The 13,221-nt window shown below is 71.9% G+C and carries 12 protein-coding genes; 5 read left to right on the top strand and 7 right to left on the bottom strand.

The genetic code is table 11. The annotated features are described in order from the left end of the window. Window positions 1–132: 132 nt before the first annotated feature. Window positions 133–927: a metal-dependent hydrolase gene (locus tag Sru02f_RS14010; protein ID WP_003977680.1), complete on the top strand. Its 795-nt coding sequence runs from the start codon at window positions 133–135 to the stop codon at window positions 925–927. A 20-nt stretch (window positions 928–947) separates the two neighbouring features. Here the strand turns inward: Sru02f_RS14010 and Sru02f_RS14015 are convergent, their stop codons facing one another. From Sru02f_RS14015 to Sru02f_RS14030, 4 genes are all read right to left on the bottom strand, one after another. Continuing rightward, the gene (locus Sru02f_RS14015) at window positions 948–1,220 is read right to left on the bottom strand and encodes a type B 50S ribosomal protein L31 (protein ID WP_109030349.1); all 273 of its coding nucleotides are present in this window, start codon (window positions 1,218–1,220) and stop codon (window positions 948–950) included. Between the two features lie 63 nt (window positions 1,221–1,283). Further along, the gene (locus Sru02f_RS14020) at window positions 1,284–1,754 is read right to left on the bottom strand and encodes a DUF5709 domain-containing protein (protein ID WP_109030350.1); all 471 of its coding nucleotides are present in this window, start codon (window positions 1,752–1,754) and stop codon (window positions 1,284–1,286) included. A 234-nt stretch (window positions 1,755–1,988) separates the two neighbouring features. Next, window positions 1,989–3,770 (bottom strand): ABC transporter ATP-binding protein, encoded by a 1,782-nt coding sequence (locus Sru02f_RS14025; protein ID WP_109030351.1) that lies wholly within the window; start codon window positions 3,768–3,770, stop codon window positions 1,989–1,991. Continuing rightward, window positions 3,767–5,644, bottom strand: a complete 1,878-nt coding sequence (locus Sru02f_RS14030) for an ABC transporter transmembrane domain-containing protein (RefSeq protein ID WP_109030352.1) — start codon at window positions 5,642–5,644, stop codon at window positions 3,767–3,769. The genes Sru02f_RS14025 and Sru02f_RS14030 overlap by 4 nt, the downstream gene beginning before the upstream one ends. A 227-nt stretch (window positions 5,645–5,871) precedes the next feature. Here Sru02f_RS14030 and Sru02f_RS14035 point away from each other — a divergent pair, with 227 nt between their 5' ends. After that, complete coding sequence (locus tag Sru02f_RS14035; protein WP_109030353.1) at window positions 5,872–6,630, top strand: L,D-transpeptidase family protein; 759 nt, start codon at window positions 5,872–5,874, stop codon at window positions 6,628–6,630. Between the two features lie 20 nt (window positions 6,631–6,650). On the opposite strand, the gene Sru02f_RS14040 is transcribed toward Sru02f_RS14035, so the two are convergent. Next, window positions 6,651–7,112: a MarR family winged helix-turn-helix transcriptional regulator gene (locus Sru02f_RS14040; protein WP_109030354.1), complete on the bottom strand. Its 462-nt coding sequence runs from the start codon at window positions 7,110–7,112 to the stop codon at window positions 6,651–6,653. Between the two features lie 146 nt (window positions 7,113–7,258). Between Sru02f_RS14040 and Sru02f_RS14045 the strand changes: the two genes are divergently transcribed. Together Sru02f_RS14045 and mltG are read left to right on the top strand one after the other, a co-directional pair. After that, window positions 7,259–9,064, top strand: a complete 1,806-nt coding sequence (locus Sru02f_RS14045; protein ID WP_109030355.1) for an ABC transporter ATP-binding protein — start codon at window positions 7,259–7,261, stop codon at window positions 9,062–9,064. A 259-nt stretch (window positions 9,065–9,323) separates the two neighbouring features. After that, on the top strand, window positions 9,324–10,085 hold the full coding sequence (gene mltG, locus Sru02f_RS14050; protein ID WP_109031409.1) for an endolytic transglycosylase MltG: 762 nt from the start codon (window positions 9,324–9,326) through the stop codon (window positions 10,083–10,085). Window positions 10,086–10,097: 12 nt separating this feature from the next. On the opposite strand, the gene Sru02f_RS14055 is transcribed toward mltG, so the two are convergent. Beyond that, window positions 10,098–11,177 carry an NAD(P)-binding domain-containing protein gene (locus Sru02f_RS14055; protein ID WP_109030356.1) on the bottom strand — a complete coding sequence of 360 codons (1,080 nt, stop codon included), beginning with the start codon at window positions 11,175–11,177 and terminating at the stop codon, window positions 10,098–10,100. 55 nt (window positions 11,178–11,232) lie between these two features. On the opposite strand from Sru02f_RS14055, the gene Sru02f_RS14060 reads away from it, so the two are divergent. Beyond that, the gene (locus Sru02f_RS14060) at window positions 11,233–11,655 is read left to right on the top strand and encodes a secondary thiamine-phosphate synthase enzyme YjbQ (protein WP_109030357.1); all 423 of its coding nucleotides are present in this window, start codon (window positions 11,233–11,235) and stop codon (window positions 11,653–11,655) included. Between the two features lie 66 nt (window positions 11,656–11,721). Here Sru02f_RS14060 and Sru02f_RS14065 read toward each other — a convergent pair whose 3' ends face one another. Further along, window positions 11,722–13,221, bottom strand: a complete 1,500-nt coding sequence (locus Sru02f_RS14065; protein WP_109030358.1) for a tripartite tricarboxylate transporter permease — start codon at window positions 13,219–13,221, stop codon at window positions 11,722–11,724.

The raw sequence follows: 13,221 nt of genomic DNA on the forward strand, positions 1-13,221 counted from the left end.
CTGTCCCGGGTCGTGATGGGGGAATCGGCTGTCCGCATGAAGATCACGAACGCTACGCTGGGTCGCCGACGCGGCAACCACGGACGCGGACAACTGCACAGCGGCACACGAGGAATGGGGCGGGCAACGGCGATGATGGGACCAGCACACTCACTGTCGGGCGCCGCGGCGTGGCTCGGCGTCGGGGCGGCGACCGCCGCCGCGGGACACCCGATGCCCTGGCCGGTGCTGCTCGCCGGAGCCCTGATCTGCGCCGGAGCGGCGCTCGCCCCCGACCTCGACCACAAGGCGGCCACCATCTCCCGGGCCTTCGGACCGGTCTCACGGGGGCTGTGCGAGATCGTGGACAAGCTGTCCTACGCCGTCTACAAGGCCACGAAGAAGCGGGGCGACCCTCGCCGCACCGGCGGGCACCGCACGCTGACGCACACCTGGCTGTGGGCGGTCCTGATCGGCGGGGGCACCTCGGTCCTGGCCATCACGGGTGGCCGGTGGGCGGTCCTGGCGATCCTCTTCGTGCACATGGTGCTGGCCATCGAGGGCCTGCTCTGGCGGGCCACCCGCGGCTCCAGCAGCGACGTGCTGGTCTGGCTGCTGGCCGGGACCAGCGCATGGATCCTCGCCGGGATCCTGGACAAGCCCGACGGTGGCGCGGACTGGCTGTTCACCGCGCCGGGCCAGGAGTACCTGTGGCTGGGGCTGCCGATCGTGCTCGGCGCGCTGGTGCACGACATCGGGGACGCGCTGACCGTCTCCGGCTGCCCGATACTCTGGCCCATACCGGTGGGCCGCAAGCGGTGGTACCCCATCGGCCCGCCGAAGGCGATGCGGTTCCGGGCGGGCAGCTGGGTGGAGCTCAAGGTGCTGATGCCGGTGTTCATGCTGCTCGGGGGAGTGGGCGGCGCGGCGGCGCTCAACTTCATCTGAGCGACCTGCGGCCGGCCGGGTCAGCCGGCTTCCCCGGTGTCCTGTTCCTCGCCCGCGCCGTAACGCCGCTCGAAGCGGGCCACGCGCCCCTCCGAGTCCACGGTTCGCGCCTTGCCGGTGTAGAAGGGGTGGCTTTCCGAGGAGATCTCCACCTCCACCACCGGGTAGGTCTCGCCGTCGTCCCACACGATGGTCTGGTCGCTGGTCGCGGTGGACCGGGTGAGGAAGGCGTAACCGGCACCGCGGTCACGGAAGACGACGGGCCGGTAGTCGGGATGCTTGTCCTGCTGCATGGCTGCTCCTCGTACGGCACGGTTCATCGGGGCGACGGCAGGTGCCTGCCGTCGCGAGTGGCGTCAGCCGGGCAGGGAGTCCTCGTCGACCACGTGCATCGCGGCCTCTTCGGCGGAGGCGGCCGCGCCGTCGATGCCCACGTCCATGGCGACCAGCGCCGGCTCCTCGTCCTCGTGCACCCCTTCATCGGGTGCCACGAGCCGGCCGGAGCGGTCCGCGCCGACCTCGTTGTCCAGCAGTTCCCCGTCGGTGCCCTCGGAATCGCCCAGCCCGTCTCCGTCGGGCGCGAGCTCGTCCGGCCGCTCCTCGGCGAGCCGCTGGTCCAGCGTCTCGCCGCGGCGGCGTTCGGCGGCCGTCACACCGGTGTGCTCCACCGCCCAGGGGCGCTCGGGCGGGGACCAGCCCCGGTCGAGGGGATCGTCGACACCGTCCTCCTCAAGGGTGTCCTCACCGTCGAGCAGGCCGGTGTCCTCCCGCTGCTCGGATCCGTCGGGCTGGTAGACGTCATCTCCCCATCCGTCGACGCTGTTCACGGATACCTCCAGGGGGTGGGGACCGGCCCCTTCTCACCGTGGACGGCGGCGGGCCGCCGCTGCACGGGGCACAGGCCTCACCCGTCGGAGAACCGCGCGGTTCCCGGGCCTGCCTCGAGCCGGTGCCTTCTCCCAGCCTTCCACTCCCGTTCGGGACCGCGCAACGGCACGGACGCCGTCGGGGTAACCGCCGGGCCGGGCTCCTCTCCTCCCCTCTCGAGCAGCGTGACGTGGCTACCCGTGCCAGGACCGCCACAGTGCCGCATAGGCACCGTCCGCCGCGACGAGTTCGTCGTGGCTGCCCAGCTCACTGATCCGGCCGTTCTCGACCACGGCGATGACGTCCGCGTCGTGGGCGGTGTGCAGGCGATGGGCGATCGCGATCACCGTGCGACCGTCCAGGACCCGGGCCAGGGACCGTTCGAGATGGCGTGCGGCCCGCGGGTCGAGCAGGGACGTCGCCTCGTCCAGCACCAGGGTGTGCGGGTCAGCCAGTACCAGGCGGGCCAGCGCGATCTGCTGGGCCTGCGCCGGGGTCAGCGCGAAGCCGCCCGAGCCGACCTCGGTGTCCAGGCCCTCGTCCAGCCCACGGGACCAGTCGTCCGCGTCGACCGCGCCCAGCGCCGCCCACAGCTCGGCGTCGGTGGCGCCGGTCCTGGCCAGCCGGAGGTTGTCGCGCAGGGAACCCACGAAGACGTGGTGCTCCTGGTTGACCAGGGCGACGTGCGAGCGGACCCGTTCCGCGGACATCCGGGAGAGTTCCGCCCCGCCCAGGGTGATCCGGCCCTCCCTCGGACCGTAGATGCCCGCGAGCAGCCTGCCCAGGGTGGATTTGCCGGCGCCCGAGGGGCCGACCAGGGCGAGCCTGGTGCCCGGGGCGACCTCCAGCGACACCTTGCGCAGGACGTCCACGCCCTCGAGGTAGCCGAAGTGCACGCGGTCGGCGTGCACACGTCGTCCGTCGGGGACCAGCGTGGCGTCACCGGCGTCCGGCTCGATGTCCCGCACGCCCACCAGCCGGGCCAGGGACACCTGGGCCACCTGCAGCTCGTCGTACCAGCGCAGGATGATGCCGACCGGGTCGACGAGCATCTGCGCGATCAGGGCGGCCGTGGTCAGCTGACCGACCCCGATCCAGCCCTGGAGGACGAAGACACCGCCGATGAGCAGGACGGAGGCGAGCACGGTCACGTGGGTGACGTTGATGACGGGGAAGAGCACCGACCGCAGCCACAGGGTGTAGCGCTCCCAGGCCGTCCACTCCCCGATCCGGCGCTCGGACAGCTCGATGCGACGGGCGTCGAGGCGATGGGACTCCACGGTGCGCCCGGCGTCCACCGTCTCGGCGAGCGCGGCGGCCACCGCGGCGTACCCGGCGGCCTCCGAGCGGTATGCGGCGGGCGCCCTGCGGAAGTACCAGCGGCAGCCGATCACCAGCAGCGGCACCGCGATCAGCACCGCGGGCGCCAGCGGCGGCGCCGTCACCACCAGGCCACCGAGCAGCAGCACCACCCACACGGCGCCGATCGCGAGCTGGGGCACGGCCTCGCGCATGGCGTTGGCGAGCCGGTCGATGTCCGTGGTGATCCGGGAGAGCAGGTCGCCCGTGCCGGCCCGTTCCAGCACGCCGGGCGGCAGTCCGACCGACCGCACGAGGAAGTCCTCGCGCAGATCGGCCAGCATCCGCTCACCGAGCACGGCCCCCCGCAGCCGCACCTCGCGCACGAACACGGCCTGCACGACGAGGGCGAGCACGAAGAGCGTGGCCGTGAGGCCGAGACGCAGCTCGCGCGCGTCGTCCGCGACCCGCTCCACGAGCCCGCCCAGCAGGTAGGGGCCCGCCATCGAGGCGATCACGGCGACGGTATTGACGGTGACGAGGAAGAGGAAGGCCCGGCGGTGCCGGCGCAGCAGTTCTCCCACGTACGCGCGCACGGTCGGGCGCGCGCCGACGGGCAGGGTGTTCGCCGTCGTGGGAGCCGCCGGGTCGTAGGACGGTGGGGCGACGCCGATCATGCCGTTTCCTCGATCTCTTCCAGTCGGTGCAGTACGTCGTCGTCGCTCAGGGAGCCGTCCCGGACCTCGGCGCGGCCGTCGTCGGCCAGGGGCTTGGCCGGTTTCCCGCCGGCCGGTACGGCGTCCGGGTGCGCCACGGTCCCCTCGTCGGTCTCGCGGGTCACCACCGCCCGGTACCGGGGCTCGGTGTGCAGCAGCTCCCGGTGCGCGCCGACCGCCGCGACCTCGCCTTCGTGCAGGAACACGATCCGGTCCGCACGGTCCAGCAGCAGCGGCGAGGAGGTGAACACCACCGTGGTGCGCCCCGTGCGCAGTGCCCGTACGCCTTCCGCGATCCGCGCCTCGGTGTGCGAGTCGACCGCCGAGGTCGGTTCGTCCAGGACCAGCGCCTCCGGGTCCGTGATCAGGGACCGGGCCAGCGCCAGTCGCTGGCGCTGGCCGCCCGACAACGAACGGCCGCGCTCGGTGATGCGGGCGTCCATCGCGTCGCCGGCGCCGAGCGAGCCCTGCGCGAGCGCCGTCAGTACGTCACCGCACTGGGCGGCGGACAGCGCGTCCTCGGCGCCGACGGCACCGGACGCGGGCACGTCCAGCAGCTCCCGGAGCGTTCCGGAGAGCAGCACCGGGTCCTTGTCCTGCACCAGGACGGCGGTGCGCGCGGACTTCAGGGGAAGCTCGTCCAGCGGGACCCCGCCCAGCAGGGCCGACGTGCCCTCTTCCGACGGGTGCCCGCCGAGCCGCTCCGCCAGCCGCCCGGCCGCGTCCGGGTCACCGCACACCACGGCGGTGAACCGGCCCGCCGGAGCCAGGAGACCGGTGGCGGGGTCGTACAGGTCGCCGGTGGGGATCTCGGCTGGGCGCGAACCCTCGGTGTCCGTGGCGCGTTCCAGGGACAGCACCCGTGCCGCCCGTTTGGCCGAGGGCCGGGAGAAGGAGTACGCCATGGCGATCTCCTCGAAGTGCCGCAGCGGGTAGGTGAGGATCATGACGGAGCTGTAGACGGTGACGAGTTCGCCGACGTCGATACGGCCCTCGCGGGCCAGGTGGACGCCGTGCCACACCACGGCGATCAGCAGCAGCCCGGGCAGCAGCACCTGGATGGCGGAGATCAAGGACCACATGCGGGCGCTGCGCACGGCAGCGTGGCGCACCTCCTGGGAGGCGTCGCGGTAGCGGTCGAGGAAGAGTTCCTCGCCGCCGATGCCACGCAGCACGCGCAGTCCGGCGACGGTGTCCGAGGCGAGTTCGGTGGCGCGGCCGGCCTTGTCGCGCTGGACGTCGGCCCGCCGGGTGGCGCGGGGCAGCAGGGGCAGTACCGCGAGGGCCAGCACCGGCAGGCCCACGAGCACGACGACGCCGAGCGCGGGCTGGTAGACGACCAGCGCCACGCAGACCAGCACGATGGTGAGCGCGGCCGCGGTGAAGCGGGAGACCGCCTCCACGAACCAGCCGATCTTCTCGACGTCGCCGGTGGACACGGCCACGACCTCGCCGGCCGCGACGCGCCGGGTCAGTGCCGAGCCCAGCAGCGCCGTCCTGCGGGCCAGCAGTTGCTGGACGCGGGCGGCGGCGGTGATCCAGTTGGTGACGGCCGCGCGGTGCAGGAAGGTGTCGCCGAGCGCGTTGCCGACACAGCACAGGATCATGACGCCTCCCGCGAGGGCGAGCCGGCTGCCGGAGCGGTCGACGACCGCCTGGATGGCGAGACCGACGCAGAAGGGCAGGGCGGAGACGGAGGCGAAGTGCAGCAGGCCCCAGGCCAGTGACTTGAGTTGCCCACCGAGCTGGTTGCGGAACAGCCACCACAGGAATCGGGGGCCCGAGCGTGCGTCCGGCACACCCGGGTCGGGATACGGAAGGTCTTGGATCTGCATGACGTCCCAGTGGCTCGTGTCAGGGGGTGCCGTCGCTATGCGGCATCAAGAGGCTGCAAACCGTGAAAGGTTCGCGTCGCGACGTGCCCAAAATCAAGCGGTTTTCCGCGATGGGGCACGAATCCGGCTGCGGTCCGCCACACGGCCTCCACACCACCCGCCGCGGCGCCCGCGCTGCTTCGCGCCCGTCCTGACGGAATGTCCGAAGGGAGTGCGACCATGGACGGATGGCACGTGGTGGTGGACGGCGTACGGCGGTCGCGATGGCGGCCCTTGGAACCCTGCTGGCCGGAACGGCGCTGTCCGCCTGCGGCGGCCCGTCGGGGAACGGCGGGGACTCCCGGGCGGGCGAATCCCCCGGCGAGGCGGGCCGGAGCAGCGCCTCGGCGGACCCGACGAGGATCCCCGGTGTCGGCGACCGGCTCCAGACCCGCATCCCGGGCGACTCGCGCCAGGTGGTCGCGGTGTACGGGGACGGCAGCGATTCCGCCGACTCCACGGTCGTGCTCTACACCAAGCAGGGCTCCGCCTGGCACCGCGACCGGAGTTGGGCGGGGCACAACGGCACGAAGGGGTGGACGACCGACCACCACGAGAACGACAAGCGCAGCCCCGTCGGCGTGTTCACGCTCAGCGACGCGGGCGGCGTGCTCCCGGACCCGGATCCGGCCCCCGGCACAGGGCTGCCGTACAGCAGGTCCGCGAGCTTCGCGGCACCGCGGTGGTGGGCGAAGCCGTACTGGCACGACTTCGACTACGTCATCGCCATCGACTACAACCGCGTCAAGGGCACCCCGCCGAACGATCCGACCCGCCCCGAAGGTGCGTCCAAGGGCGGCTCGATCTGGCTGCACATGGACCACGGCAGCGGTACCTCGGCCTGCGTCAGCCTGCCCAAGCCGGCGATGGAGTACCTGCTGCGCACGCTGGACCCGGACCAGCACCCGGTGGTGGTGATGGGAGACAGGGCGCACCTCAAGGCTTGAGAGCCCGCGCGGGCCGGGGGTCACGCCGTCCGGTGGCCCTCGCCCGTGTCGGGCCCGTCGATCAGGGTGTCCAGCAGTCCGCCCAGCACCGCGCGCTGCTCGTCCGTCAGCGGGGCAAGGATCTCCTCGGCGGCGGAGCGGCGCGCACCGCGCAGTTCCCGCAGGGCGGCGCGTCCGTCGTCGGTCAGCTCGATCCGGATGACCCGGCGGTTGGCGGGGTCCGGGACACGGCGTACCTTCCCGGCCGCCTCCAGCCCGTCGACCAGGGTCGTCACCGCCCGGGGCACGACTTCCAGCCGCTCGGCCAGGTCGGCCATGCGGGGAGGCGAGCCCCAGTGCGCCAGCGTGCGCAGGAGCCGGGACTGGGCCGGGGTGATGCCGAGGTCGCGGTGCTCGAGATGGCGCTTCTGGATGCGGTGCACCCTGCGGGTGAGCCGCAGCAGCTGCTCGGCGAGCAGGCCGTCGGGATCGGGGGCGGTCATACGGGAACAATAACAGGATGATGTTCATTGTGAGTATAGGTAACAATGACCTATGATCCGTAAGGTTGGCGAAAGTCCGCCGCAGGCCCAGCAGGCCTGCCGCCCGAGGATTCCGCCGGCCCTCCTCGCCGCCTCCGAAGGAGCCCATGCACCCCGATCGCGAATCCGCCTGGACCGCACCCGCCGACGCCGTGGAACAACAGCCCCGGCAGGTGCGCCGCATCCTGAAGCTGTTCCGCCCCTACCGCGGCCGCCTCGCGGTTGTCGGCCTGCTGGTCGGTGCCGCGTCCCTGGTGTCGGTCGCCACGCCCTTCCTGCTCAAGGAGATCCTCGACGTCGCCATCCCCGAGGGGCGCACCGGCCTGCTGAGCCTGCTCGCCCTCGGCATGATCTTCGGTGCCGTCCTCACCAGCGTCTTCGGCGTGCTGCAGACCCTGATCTCCACGACCGTGGGCCAGCGCGTCATGCACGACCTGCGTACCGCCGTCTACGGCCGGCTCCAGCAGATGTCCCTCGCCTTCTTCACCCGCACCCGCACCGGCGAGGTCCAGTCCCGCATCGCCAACGACATCGGCGGCATGCAGGCCACCGTCACCTCCACGGCGACCTCACTGGTGTCCAACCTGACCAGCGTGGTCGCCACGATCGTCGCCATGGTCGTCCTCGACTGGCGCCTCACCGTCGTCTCGCTGCTCCTGCTCCCGGTTTTCGTGTGGATCAGCCGTCGCGTCGGCAGGGAACGCAGGAAGATCACCACCCGGCGCCAGAAGCAGATGGCCGCGATGGCCGCCACGGTCACCGAGTCGCTCTCCGTCAGCGGCATCCTGCTCGGCCGCACCATGGGCCGGTCCGACTCGCTCACCCGAGCCTTCGCGGACGAGTCCGAGAGCCTGGTCGACCTGGAGGTGAGGTCGAACATGGCGGGCCGGTGGCGGATGGCCGTCATCACGATCGTCATGGCCGCCATGCCGGCCGTCATCTACTGGACCGCGGGCATCGCCCTGCAACTCGGCGGCCCCGACGTCTCCCTCGGTACGATCGTCGCCTTCGTCTCGCTCCAGCAGGGGCTGTTCCGCCCGACCGTGAGCCTGCTGTCGACCGGAGTGCAGATCCAGTCCTCGCTCGCGCTCTTCCAGCGCATCTTCGAGTACCTCGACCTGCCGATCGACATCACCGAGCGAAAGGACGCCGTCCACCTCGACCACATCAAGGGCGAGATCCGTTTCGAGGGCGTCGGGTTCGGCTACGGCGGCAAGGGCGGTCCGGTCCTCGACGGCATCGACGTGACCGTTCCGGCCGGCAGCAGCCTCGCCGTGGTCGGTCCCACCGGCGCCGGCAAGTCCACGCTCGGCCATCTGGTGCCGCGGCTGTACGACGTGACGGACGGCCGGGTCACCCTCGACGGGGTCGACGTGCGCGACCTCGACTTCGACACCCTCGCCCGCGCGGTCGGCGTCGTCTCGCAGGAGACGTACCTCTTCCACGCCTCCGTCGCCGAGAACCTGCGCTTCGCCAAGCCGGACGCCACGGACGCCGAGCTGGAGGCGGCGGCGAGGGCGGCCCAGATCCACGATCACATCGCCGCCCTGCCCGACGGCTACGACACCGTGGTCGGGGAGCGCGGCCACCGCTTCTCCGGCGGCGAGAAGCAGCGTCTGGCCATCGCCCGCACCATCCTGCGCGACCCGCCCGTCCTCGTCCTGGACGAGGCGACCAGCGCCCTGGACACCCGTACCGAGGCCGCCGTGCAGGGCGCCATCGACGCCCTGTCCGCCAACCGCACCACGATCACCATCGCCCACCGCCTGTCCACCGTCCGTGACGCCGACCGGATCGTGGTCCTCGACTCCGGACGCCTGGCCGAACAGGGCACGCACGAGGCACTGCTGGCGCAGGACGGGAGGTATGCCGCGCTGGTCCGCCGGGACGCCCGACTGGAGCCGACAAGATGAAGATATGCCGGGTTTGTGTGCATACGGCGGTTACCGTGCCCGCATGCAGATGAACACTCCGTCACGGAGCGCGAGAAGCACCAGGAGTGCCAGGAGCGCCAGGAGCACCAGAGGCCCGAGAAGGAGCCTCAGGAGCCCCACAGGCCTCAGAGTCCCTGGAAGTCCCAGAAGTCCCAGAAGCCCCAGGAGAGCGGTCCGGCTGACCCGTCGGGGCCGTATCGCCCTGATCGCGGCCGGCGCCGTCGTGGCCGGTGCCGCCGTGGCGGTGCCGCTGCTGACGACGGACGACGAGGGCGAGTCCCGTCCCGCGTCCCTGGTGATCCCGGAGGGCTGGCGCGCGACCCAGGTCTACGGAGCCGTCGACAAAGCCCTCGCGCTGCCCGCGGGCACCACCAAGAAGTCCCTGGCCAAGGCCAACCTCAAACTGCCCAACGACGCCGAGGGCAACCCCGAGGGCTACCTCTTCCCGGCGACCTATCCGCTCGGCGCGGAACCGACCCCGGAGAAGCTGCTGACGGCCATGGTCGACACGGCGAACAAGAAGTTCACCGGCGCGCCGGTCGCCGCGGGCGCCCAGCGCAACGCGCTGAACGTCTATCAGGCGGTCACCATCGCCAGCATCGTGCAGGCGGAGGCCGCGGCCAACGAGGACATGGGCAAGGTGGCCCGGGTGATCTTCAACCGGCTGGAACGCGGCATGCCACTGCAGATGGACTCCACCATCAACTACGCGCTGGGCCGTAGCACCTTGAAGACCACCACCAAGGACACGAAGATCGACAGTCCCTACAACTCGTACCAGCGCATGGGGCTGCCGCCCACCCCCATCGCCAATCCGGGCGACGAGGCGATGACCGCCGCGATCAACCCGACCCCCGGTGACTGGCTGTACTTCGTCACGGTCAAGCCGGGCGACACGCGCTTCACCGCCGACTACGCCGAACACCGCCGCAACGTGGACGAGTTCAACCGCCTCCAGCAGAGCGCCTCGAAGCAGGCCGGGGGCGAGGCCGAAAAGTGACCGGTCGGGGCGTCACGCGGCGACCGGCTCCTCCTCGGCCAGCAGCCGCCTGATGTCCCGAACGGCCGCGCGTCCCGCCCGGTTGGCGCCGATGGTGCTGGCGGAGGGCCCGTAGCCGACGAGATGGATCCGCGGGTCGGCGACCGCGCGCGTCCCCTCGACCCGGATCCCGCCTCCGGCCTCCCGCAGCCGCAGCGGCCTCAGATGGTCGACGGCGGCCCGGAACCCGGTCGCCCACAGGATGACGTCCGCGGCCACCCGCCGCCCGCCGTCCCACTCCACCCCCTCGGGCGTGATCCGGTCGAACATGGGCTGCCGGTCCAGTACGCCCGACTCCAGCCCGGCCCGGACCGCGTCGTTCAGCGGCAGCCCCGTCACCGACACCACACTCTTCGGCGGCAGCCCCTGCCGCACCCGTTCCTCCACGAGCGCCACCGCGGCCCGGCCCGCCTCCTCGTCGAAAGGGCCCTCGCGAAAGACCGGGGGCCTCCTGGTCACCCACGTGGTGGCCGCGGCGTACGGTGCGATCTCCAGCAGGTGCTGCGTCCCCGAGGCGCCGCCGCCGACCACGATCACGCGCAGGCCGGTGAACTCCTCGGGCCCGGCGTACTGCGCGGTGTGCAGCTGCCGTCCGCGGAAGGTCTCCTGCCCCGGGTAGCGCGGCCAGAAGGGTCGGTCCCAGGTGCCGGTCGCGTTGATCAGCGCGCGCGTCGACCAGGACCCGGCCGACGTCTCGACGAGCAGCCGCCCGTCCGCCCCCTCGCGTACGCCCTGGACGTCCACTGGCCGCCGTACCCGCAGGTCGAAGGTCCGCTCGTACTCCGCGAAGTACCCGCTCACCACCTCGGCGGACGGCCGCGCCGGATCCGCCCCGGTCAGCTCCATGCCCGGTAGGGCGTGCATGCCGTGCACCTTGCCGTACGTCAGCGACGGCCAGCGGAACTGCCAGGCGCCGCCGGGACCGGGGGAGTGGTCGAGCACCACGAAGTCGCGCTCCGGCTCGAAGCCCGTGCGTCGCAGGTGATAGGCGGCGGCGAGTCCGGCCTGACCGGCCCCGATGACGACGACCTCGACCTCGCGTGTGTTGTTCACGCTTCTACCAACGGCGCCGCAGGCCCCGATCTTCCCCCGGTGTCAGGATGGGGTCATGCCAGATGCCTTCACCACCCGAGTCCTCAGCCTCGCCACCGGCTCGGCCGAGCGGGTCGCCGACATCACCGGTGACTGCGAGTCCTTCCTGCGCGACGTGGCGTCCGGCCGCGACGGCCTCCTCAACGTCTTCGTCCCGCACGCCACCGCCGGGATCGCGATCATCGAGACGGGCGCCGGCAGCGACGACGACCTGCTGTCCGCCCTGCACACGCTGCTCCCGGCCGACGACCGCTGGCAGCACCGCCACGGCAGCCCCGGACACGGCCGCGACCACGTCCTGCCCGCCTTCGTACCGCCGCACGCGACGCTGCCGGTGATCGCCGGCCGCCTGGAACTCGGAACCTGGCAGTCGGTGTGCCTGGTGGACACCAACCGGGACAACCCCGACCGCCGGGTCCGGCTGAGCTTCCTGGGCTGAACGGGTGGCGGTGTCCTGCGCCACCGCCACCTCGCCGTGAGCCGCGCCGCCGGAGCGGACCGGGTATCAGGCGTTCACCCGCGTCCGTCCCCGGCCCAGCAGCCGTTTCACCAGCGGCCAGGCCAGCAGCAGCACGATCACCGCGTACACCGTCACCGAGAACGGCGTGTTGACCAGGCCCGACACGCTGCCGTCGCTGATCTGCAGGGCGCGGCGCAGCTGCTGCTCGGCGTTCGGGCCGAGGATGACGCCGATCACGGCCGGCAGGATGGGCAGCCCGTAGCGCCGCATGCCGAACCCGATCAGACCGATGACCAGCAGGATCACCAGGTCGACCACCTCACCGCCGACCGCGTAGGCGCCGACCGCGGCGAAGAACATGATCCCCGCGTAGAGGTACGGCCGCGGGATCCGCAGCAGCTTCGCCCACACCGGTGCCAGCGGCAGGTTCAGGGCGAGCAGCAGCACCATGCCCACGAACAGCGAGGCGATCAGACCCCACACCAGCTCGGGCTCGCGTTCGAAGAGCAGCGGGCCCGGCTGGATGCCGTACTGCTGGAAGGCGGCCAGCATGACCGCCGCGACCGCGGTGGTCGGCAGGCCCAGCGTCAGCATGGACACCAGCGTGCCCGCGGCCGAGGCCGACGCCGCCGACTCCGGGCCGGCCACGCCCTCGATGGCGCCCTTGCCCCACTCGTCCTTGTGCTTGGAAAGCCGCTTCTCCGTGACGTACGACAGGAAGGTCGGGATCTCCGCGCCGCCCGCCGGGATCGCGCCGAACGGGAAGCCGATGAGCGGACCGCGCAGCCAGGACTTCCAGGTGCGCTTCACGTCGGCGCGGCCGAGCCAGGGACGGCCCACCGGAATCGGTTCGGCCGCCCCGCGCCGCAGATGGGCCGCCACCCACAGCGCCTCGCCGATCGCGAACAGACCGACCGCCACGATCACCACGTCCACACCGTCGGCGAGTTGCAGCGAGCCGAAGGTCAGCCGCTGTTGGCCCGTCATCTGGTCCAGGCCCACCAGCCCGATCGTCAGCCCGATCAGCAGCGAGGCCAGGCCTCTGATCCGCGACGAACCCAGCACCGACGTCACGGCGATGAACGCCAGCACCATGATGGCGAAGTAGTCCGGGGCACCGATGTCCACGGCCAGGTCGGCGACCGTCGGGGCGAGGGCCACGAGCAGGACCGTGCCGATCATGCCGCCCGCGAAGTGGCCGATGGCGGCGGCGGCCAGCGCCTGCGCGCCGCGTCCCGCCTTGGCCATCGGGTTGCCCTCCATGGCCGCGACCACGGCGGCGCTCTCGCCCGGCGTGTTGAGCAGGATGGAGGTGGTAGAACCGCCGAACATCGCGCCGTAGTAGATGCCCGCGAACATGATGAACGCCGCGACCGGGTCAAGGCCGTACGTCACCGGCAGCAGCAGTGCCACCGCCATCGCGGGGCCGATGCCGGGCAGGACGCCGATGGCCGTGCCGAGCAGCACACCGAGCGCGGCCCACAGCAGGTTGAGCGGGGTCAGGGCCGTGCCGAACCCGTCCATGAGGGAGTTGAGGGCGTTCAT

The sequence above is a fragment of the Streptomyces rubrogriseus genome, assembly GCF_027947575.1.
GTDB classification, from domain to species: domain Bacteria; phylum Actinomycetota; class Actinomycetes; order Streptomycetales; family Streptomycetaceae; genus Streptomyces; species Streptomyces rubrogriseus.

Excerpts from the sequence above, each read along its gene's own strand:
- Sru02f_RS14010 (WP_003977680.1), top strand. The coding sequence starts at position 133 with ATGATGGGACCAGCACACTCACTGTCGGGCGCCGCGGCGTGGCTCGGC.
- Sru02f_RS14015 (WP_109030349.1), bottom strand. The coding sequence starts at position 1,220 with ATGCAGCAGGACAAGCATCCCGACTACCGGCCCGTCGTCTTCCGTGAC.
- Sru02f_RS14025 (WP_109030351.1), bottom strand. The coding sequence starts at position 3,770 with ATGATCGGCGTCGCCCCACCGTCCTACGACCCGGCGGCTCCCACGACG.
- Sru02f_RS14030 (WP_109030352.1), bottom strand. The coding sequence starts at position 5,644 with ATGCAGATCCAAGACCTTCCGTATCCCGACCCGGGTGTGCCGGACGCA.
- Sru02f_RS14035 (WP_109030353.1), top strand. The coding sequence starts at position 5,872 with ATGGCACGTGGTGGTGGACGGCGTACGGCGGTCGCGATGGCGGCCCTT.
- Sru02f_RS14040 (WP_109030354.1), bottom strand. The coding sequence starts at position 7,112 with ATGACCGCCCCCGATCCCGACGGCCTGCTCGCCGAGCAGCTGCTGCGG.
- Sru02f_RS14045 (WP_109030355.1), top strand. The coding sequence starts at position 7,259 with ATGCACCCCGATCGCGAATCCGCCTGGACCGCACCCGCCGACGCCGTG.
- Sru02f_RS14060 (WP_109030357.1), top strand. The coding sequence starts at position 11,233 with ATGCCAGATGCCTTCACCACCCGAGTCCTCAGCCTCGCCACCGGCTCG.
- Sru02f_RS14065 (WP_109030358.1), bottom strand. The coding sequence starts at position 13,221 with ATGAACGCCCTCAACTCCCTCATGGACGGGTTCGGCACGGCCCTGACC.